This window comes from Nocardia sp. NPDC056564 (genome assembly GCF_042793755.1).
Taxonomy (GTDB): domain Bacteria; phylum Actinomycetota; class Actinomycetes; order Mycobacteriales; family Mycobacteriaceae; genus Nocardia.
The window spans coordinates 1-6,586 of the sequence record NZ_JBHTUR010000045.1; the positions used below are offsets into that span (position 1 = coordinate 1).

Genomic DNA, 6,586 nt, shown 5'->3' on the forward strand with positions numbered 1-6,586 from the left:
CGAGCCAACTGCCGTCGACGCCGCCATTGGCCCCGTTCAGTAGATACAGCGTGGGTGCGGGAGCTTCCGGGTCGACCGCCCGCAGGACCCGCACGCGGACAACGGAGTTCATCGCCGCCGAGTAGACCCCGGCATCGATCAGGCGTGGTTGTTCGAAGCGCAGGTGGTCGATGTGCGGCGCGGGAGAGACCGGATCGGCCGACGCGCCAACGGGATTTGTCGCAGCCAGCAGCACGCCGACGATCAGTGCCATCCACCGGCCGGTGCCGCGGCGAGTGCGTGCCGAAATCGCCGGTGCCATCAGCGGACCTCGATCTCACGGGCGACCATGACGCCGGAATCGATCAGCTCGGCCAGCGGCGGGCGATCGAGCAGCGAGAGCTCCGTCTCGGCGGTCCGCCAGCTCGATCCGTGCGGAAGGTATTGCCGCAGTGCCACTCCCGAATCCGGGATACCGATTCGCGCGAGCAGGGTGGCGACGACCTGCCTGCTCATCACGGCGAGTTCGTGCGTCGGGCGATTACGGTGCGCGCGAATGCCGAGATCGACCTGCCCGATCGCCTCGGCGCCGTGCAGTTTCCAGGCGTCCAGCAGGATCCCGATCTCGACGCCGTAGCCGGGGGCGAACGGGATGGCGGTCAGAAACTCCCTGGTGGCGGCGTATTCCCCGCCGAGCGGCTGGATCAGCGCCGCGAGTTCGGGGACCAGCGCGGTGAGCAGCGGCCGAGCCAGCAGCTCGGTGACCCGCCCGCCACCGAAATCCGCCCGGCCCGTGCCGGACAGCGGGCGTCGATAGAAGCCCTTCACCAGGCGTAATTCGTCATCGAGCAGGAGCGGCGCGAGCAGGGACGGCACGAACAGCGGGCTCGGCGCGATCAGGTCGGAGTCGACGAACACGATCAGGTCACCGGTCGTCACCGCCAGCGAGCGCCACAGCACCTCGCCCTTGCCCGGCCGCGGTTCGACCGCGGGCAGCGCCTGTTCGCGGGTGTAGACGGTGGCTCCCGCGGCACGGGCATCGGCGACGGTGTGGTCGGTGGAGCCGGAGTCGATCACGATCAGCTCGTCGATCAAGGTGCCGAGCAGCCCGCGCATCGAGGCGATGACGCCGGCGATGGTGTCCTGCTCGTTCAACGCGGGCAGCACGACCGAAACGGTGCGGCTGCCTTTGCGTTCGAGCAACTCTTCTTGGGACCAGGTGGGGTGGAACACGGTAGCTCCGAGCGGCGAGGGGACCATGTGGCGGTCCTTTCAGATCAGACCGGAGTCGAGGGTGAATGTGCGGAGGTGGGGCCAGGTTTCGGACCAGGGGCGGGTCGGGTCGTCGCAGCGCCATACCGTGACGCCGCGGGAGATGCCGGGGAAGCCGAGCGGGTCGTCGGCGCGGGTCAGCGCGCGCAGCCGGGAAAACAGCGGGCGCAGTGCGGGTTCGGCGTCGCCGACCGTGACGTAGAGGATCGTGGTCGCGGTGTCCGGTGGGGCGGCGAAGTAGCCGAAGCCGCGGTTCGGGCTGTAGACCGGTGGGCGACCGGTACCGCCGAGCCGGTCGATCGCGGCTGCCTGCCAATAGGTCTGGGTGATGATCGCGGTCCGGCCGCGTTCGGCCGGATCGATCCGGGTGTAGGCGTCGGTGACAGCGGCGATCAGCTCCGGCCAGCCGGTTGGGCCGTAGACCCGGAGCCGCGTGGACAGCTCACGGTGATCGGCCGTCGGCTCGGACAACCGCGAAACCTGTTGCGGCAGTGCCAGGACCACCACCGCCGCGATAGTCACCGTCACCGCCGTGAGTGCGACCGCACTGCCGCGCCACCAGCGCTGGGCAACGGTGTCCTGTGTCGTCACCGCCCCCGCGGCGAACAGCACCGGCAACAGTGCCGCCAGGTAGTACGGCCGTCCGCCGCTGACCAGCACGAACCCGAGTTGGGTGAGGACGACGACGATGAGGAACCGGTATCGCGCCAGGGCCGGGTGGTGTAGCAGCCCCCATGACCCGTACAGCGCCAGCACAGTGCCGAGCAGTCCCGTGAGCATCGCGAATTGGACCGGCAGGCCGATCGATCCACCGGTGGCGGCCAACTGCTCGGCACGGATGACCGTGCCCATCTCCAGCTGTGGCCAGCCATGCGCGGACTGCCACAGCAGACCGGGCGTCGCGGCGACCACGACAAGCGATGCCGCGAGCCAGGCCGCGGGCCGACGCGCCACCTCGCGCGGTCCGGACAGCGCGACGCCGAACGCAATGCCCGCCAACAACACCGGCAGCAGCAACTTGACCTGCATGTCGACGGCCGCGACCACGGCGGCGGCGAGCACGAGGCCGTCGCGCCGGCGCCGGACCCACGCCACGACGAGCCACAGCACAGCCGCCGAGAGCGTCGCGTCGAACGCGAAGGTGGACAACGTCGCCGACTGCGTGATCGCGAACGGGCACGCGGCGTAGGCGACGCACGCCAGCAGCTGAGCGCCGGCCCGGCCGCCGAATTCGCGCGCGAAGGCCGCCGCCACGAGGATGCCGCCCGCGGCCATCACGATCGAGGGAAGGCGCAGCACCACAAGGGAATCCGGTGCGAGGACATCCGCGAGCCTGGCCACGAGCGGAACCAACGGCCCCTGATCGACGTACCCGACCGCGAGCCGACGCCCCGCCGCGAGAAAATACAGCTCGTCGCCGAAGTAGCCGTACCGACTCGCCCTGGCGATCAGGAATACCGCTGTCGTCACCGCCACCACGATGACCGGTACGGTGGCGAACTCCGGAACCTGTCCGGCAGGCAGTCGCACGGCGCGGCGGCCGGAATCGGAACGGACGGATGCACTGTCCGCCGCGGTGCTGCGTGCGGCCGCGGATTCCGGACCCGGCTTCGACGGCAGGACGGCGAATCTCGCCGCGCGCCGGCTCAATGCGGAGGCACTCGATATCCCGCCGGCGTCGCCGTTCATCGGTCGTCCCGGACCGGGCGACGGGGCAGTGCGAAGGTGATCGCCGTCAGCGCGAGAGCGGTGGCGGCGACCACCCACAGCACCGTGAGGTAGGCGCTGAGATAGGAGTGGGCTGTAGCGACGTCGGTTGCCGAGTCCAGCGCGGGACCGAAGATGTCCCGGCCGGTTGTGCAGGTATGCCTGCCGAGAGCCGGGGTCGGGGAGGTCAATACGCGTTCGGTGCAGTCGGCGAAGCTCGCGAGGATCGGCTGCTGCCGGTCCGTGGGCACGCCGGCGGTCGTGAGCTGTTCGGCCAGTACGGCTTCCGACCGAACCGTCGCCGCCGACGCGGTGCCGCCGACCCGGTGCAGGAACAACCCGCCGAGCGTGACCACCCCGGCCGAGGTACCGAGTTGTTGCAGGGTGGGCACGGTGCCGGAGGCGGAACCGGTGACGCGGTCGGCGACGCCGGCCAGCATGAGGGCGGGCAGGGGAGCGGCGAAGCAGCCCATGCCGGTACCCGCGAGGAACACCGGGCCGCCCAGCAGCGGGATGTCGACGGCTGCCCGACTCGGGTCGATCAGCACCGCGATGCCGACGACGGCGACCGCGAACACCAGCATGCCGACGGTCAGCGCGCGCGACCCGCAGCGGGCCACCAGCAGCGGTGAGATCAGCGCGCCGAGCGCGCCGCCGAGCGCGAACGGCACCATCAGCCATGCCGTCTGCATCGCGGTCATGCCGAGCCCGGATTGGGCCGCGACCGAGACGCTGAACAGGAACCCGCCGAAGACACCGAAGAATCCCACGGTCAGCACCGCACCGAGGGCGAAACCGCGATCGGCGAACAGTTCGACGCGCACCAGCGGACTACCCCCGCGGCGGGCCAGACGGTACTGGCGGAGTGCGAAGAGCGTCAGGACCACGCATCCACTCAGCACGAGCACGAGCAGCGCGGGCGGCCAGCCGCGTTCACGCCCGATCGTCGCGGGGCAGATCACCAGGAACAGTCCGAGCGTCGACAGCACCGCGCCGGGCAGGTCGAGTCCTTCCTGATCCTCCGAGAAGTCGTGCCGCAGATACCGATACGCCAGGGCGAGTCCGACCGTGCCGAGCGGAACGTTGATCAGGAAGATGGCGTGCCAGCCCGCCCCGAACGGATCGATCGCCACCAGCACACCGCCCGCCAGCGGCCCCGCGATCGCCGCCAGACCGGCTGCGGCACCGTAGATTCCGAATGCCAGGGCGCGCCGGGCCCGCGGGAACGACGCGGTGATGATCGCGATAGTCTGCGCCGACATCGCCGCCGCCGCCAGCCCCTGGATACCCCGCGCCACGATCAGTTCCGTGCCGTACTGCGACAACCCGCACCACAGCGACGCCGCCACGAACACGGTGAGCGCGGGCAAGAACACGCGCCGTCGTCCGAGGATCGCGCCCACCCTGGCCGCGGTGAGCAAGGTGCAGGCGAAGGTCAGGCTGTAGATCGAGACCACGAGCACCTGGGCGGCGCCCGAGGCGGTGAGGTCATCGGCGATCTCCGGCAGCGCGGTGTTGACGATGGTCAGATCCAGCATCTGCAAGAACACGGCGAGCAGGCACGCACCGAGAGAACCCCACGCGGACAAGGTGATTGCGGTGGGCTCCGCCTCGACCGGCAGCGAAGTCGAGGCGGTCACGACAACGCGTCGACGCGCGGCGCGTAGTCGCCGTCGGTGACGACGGCCGCGAAAACCGTTCTGGTCGCGGCGATGTAGCGATCGATCGCGGCGTGCGCCTCCGGTGTGTCCGGGAAGAGCAGGCTCAACTGGGTTACGTCGGTGAACCGGTTGATCCAGATGTAGACGTCGCTCGACCGGCCGCGACTGGCGTACATGCCGCCGTTGATCTGATCGAACATCTCGACGCCGGGGATCTTGCGCACGTCGACGTAGGACAGCATCCGCGCCGTCCAGCCGAGCCGTGTGCGGATACCGAGTTCGGGCGAAGCGAGCTCCAACGCGCGATGCAGGGACACATCGGTGAGCTCCTTGCCGCGGTCGTATGCCGCCTGTGCCCGCGCCGCTATCGTGGCGAAGGTGTCGGCGCGATCGACCTCGAACTCGACCGGAATCAGGCTGGTGTACCAGCCGATCGAACTCGTCTCACCCGCCGTGCTGCGGGTATTGACCGGCGTGAGGCCGAAATACCAATCCCCGCCCGACATTTCGGCCTCCACCAAGGCCGCCGCGGCGAACAGGCCGCCGGTGAAGCGGGCGCCGTTGGCCTGGCAGATCTCCTCGAAGCGTAGCGCGTCGGCCTCGTCGATCAGGTGCACCGTGCGTTGCGCGCCGCGCTCGGCGCCGGCGGACAGTTCCGCGGGAAAATGCGGCACGTCGCCGTCATTACGGCGCAGCAGCTCCAGCCAGGTGCGGATCCGCGGTGACTGTGCGGTCAATTCGGCGCTGCCGAAGCGTTCGCGCTCGCAATAGGTGAGGTGCCCGTCCACCGGCTGCGGTTCGAGTTTGCCGCCGGACAATTCATTGCCGTAGAGCAGCAACAGGTCGACGCAGGTCAATGCCTGCCCGACCCCGTCGGTGTGCAAATGGTCGACGCCCGCGTACACGGTGAACGAATCCGTGTGCTGGATAACGCCGAAACCGAAGCAATCCCACCACAGGGCGCTCGGCGTCCGCATCTCCACGTGGGCGCGAATTGCCGCGCTATCCGGGAAGTCGCCGTGCTCGGTCGGCTGGAAGTCGATGTCCGCGGGGGACATCACGTGGCGTCGGACGTTGCCGTCGTCCGCGACGGAAAACCAGCTGCGGAAGGTGTCGTGGCGGCGCAGGAACGCGGTGAATGCGCTGGTCCAGGCGGCGTAGTCGGGCGATCCCGGTATCGTGAACGAAATCATGCACAGGCGTGATCCGCCGAATCCGGCCTCCGCGTCGCGATGTAAGACGCGCAGATATTGCTCCTGCTGGTGGGAGGGCGGTATCGGATGGATCGGCGCGCGCCGGGCCGCGTCCAGCGATTGTGGCGTCGCGGTCCAACTGGTGAGCCGTCCCGGCGCTGGAACCCATTCCTCGATGAACCCGAAACCAACCACAGGTACCCTCAATTCGTGCCGTGGGGAATCCCCAGAAAAGGCGGTGCAACCGCCGTCGCAGTTACCGAGTTAACGATATGAACCACACGGTGGTCCATGAAGAACGGCCGATTCTGTGAAGTGCACCAGCCGCGAGCCCGCGCGACTGGTCCGCTGTCCAAACAACCCGCGGACACCTTGTCGGTGCTCACCAGCGCGTCTTACGTTCGGTGTCACACCAGCACAACCATCGATCGGCCAGGAGGTACCAGGTGGCCACCTTCGCTGCGAATATGCCGGTGCGGCAACGCATTCGCCGCGTCGCGTGCCGCCTGACCGCCGCCCTCGTGCTCTCGATCGCCGGGGCGACGCCGGTCGCGGTCGCCGATCCGGCGGCCGGTACTGCCGAATCGGACGGGTCACATATCGTCTCGGTGCGCCCGGGCGTGGGCCGGCAGTTGTTGGTGACGGTGTACTCGACCGCGATGGCGGCGCCTGTCGATCTGGAAGTGTATGCGGCGCAAGATGGTTCGCGTCCCGCGCCGACCCTGTATCTGCTCAACGGCGCCAGCGGCGGGAGTGAGGGCAGCAGCTGGACGA

The 6,586-nt window shown here is 69.0% G+C and carries 4 protein-coding genes and 2 pseudogenes; 1 reads left to right on the forward strand and 5 read right to left on the reverse strand.

Going from position 1 to position 6,586, the window contains the following annotated elements:
- The 5 genes and pseudogenes from ACFQ9K_RS45375 to ACFQ9K_RS45395 form a co-directional block, all read right to left on the reverse strand.
- Nucleotides 1–253: pseudogene (locus tag ACFQ9K_RS45375) on the reverse strand (esterase family protein); the annotation flags it as partial.
- Between the two features lie 47 nt (nt 254–300).
- Nucleotides 301–1,239, reverse strand: coding sequence for a glucosyl-3-phosphoglycerate synthase (locus ACFQ9K_RS45380; RefSeq protein ID WP_378726574.1), 939 nt, complete (start codon nt 1,237–1,239; stop codon nt 301–303).
- Nucleotides 1,240–1,251: 12 nt separating this feature from the next.
- Entirely contained in the window at nt 1,252–2,940 is a 1,689-nt protein-coding gene (locus tag ACFQ9K_RS45385; RefSeq protein ID WP_378726576.1) for a glycosyltransferase family 39 protein, read from the reverse strand.
- Entirely contained in the window at nt 2,937–4,598 is a 1,662-nt protein-coding gene (locus ACFQ9K_RS45390; RefSeq protein ID WP_378726578.1) for an MFS transporter, read from the reverse strand. The genes ACFQ9K_RS45385 and ACFQ9K_RS45390 overlap by 4 nt, the downstream gene beginning before the upstream one ends.
- Entirely contained in the window at nt 4,595–6,007 is a 1,413-nt protein-coding gene (locus ACFQ9K_RS45395) for a condensation domain-containing protein (protein WP_378726579.1), read from the reverse strand. Before ACFQ9K_RS45395 ends, ACFQ9K_RS45390 begins: the two co-directional genes overlap by 4 nt.
- Nucleotides 6,008–6,279: 272 nt before the next feature.
- Here ACFQ9K_RS45395 and ACFQ9K_RS45400 point away from each other — a divergent pair.
- Nucleotides 6,280–6,586, forward strand: a pseudogene (locus ACFQ9K_RS45400) (esterase family protein); the annotation flags it as partial.

Excerpts from the sequence above, each read along its gene's own strand:
- ACFQ9K_RS45380 (WP_378726574.1), bottom strand. The coding sequence starts at position 1,239 with ATGGTCCCCTCGCCGCTCGGAGCTACCGTGTTCCACCCCACCTGGTCC.
- ACFQ9K_RS45385 (WP_378726576.1), bottom strand. The coding sequence starts at position 2,940 with ATGAACGGCGACGCCGGCGGGATATCGAGTGCCTCCGCATTGAGCCGG.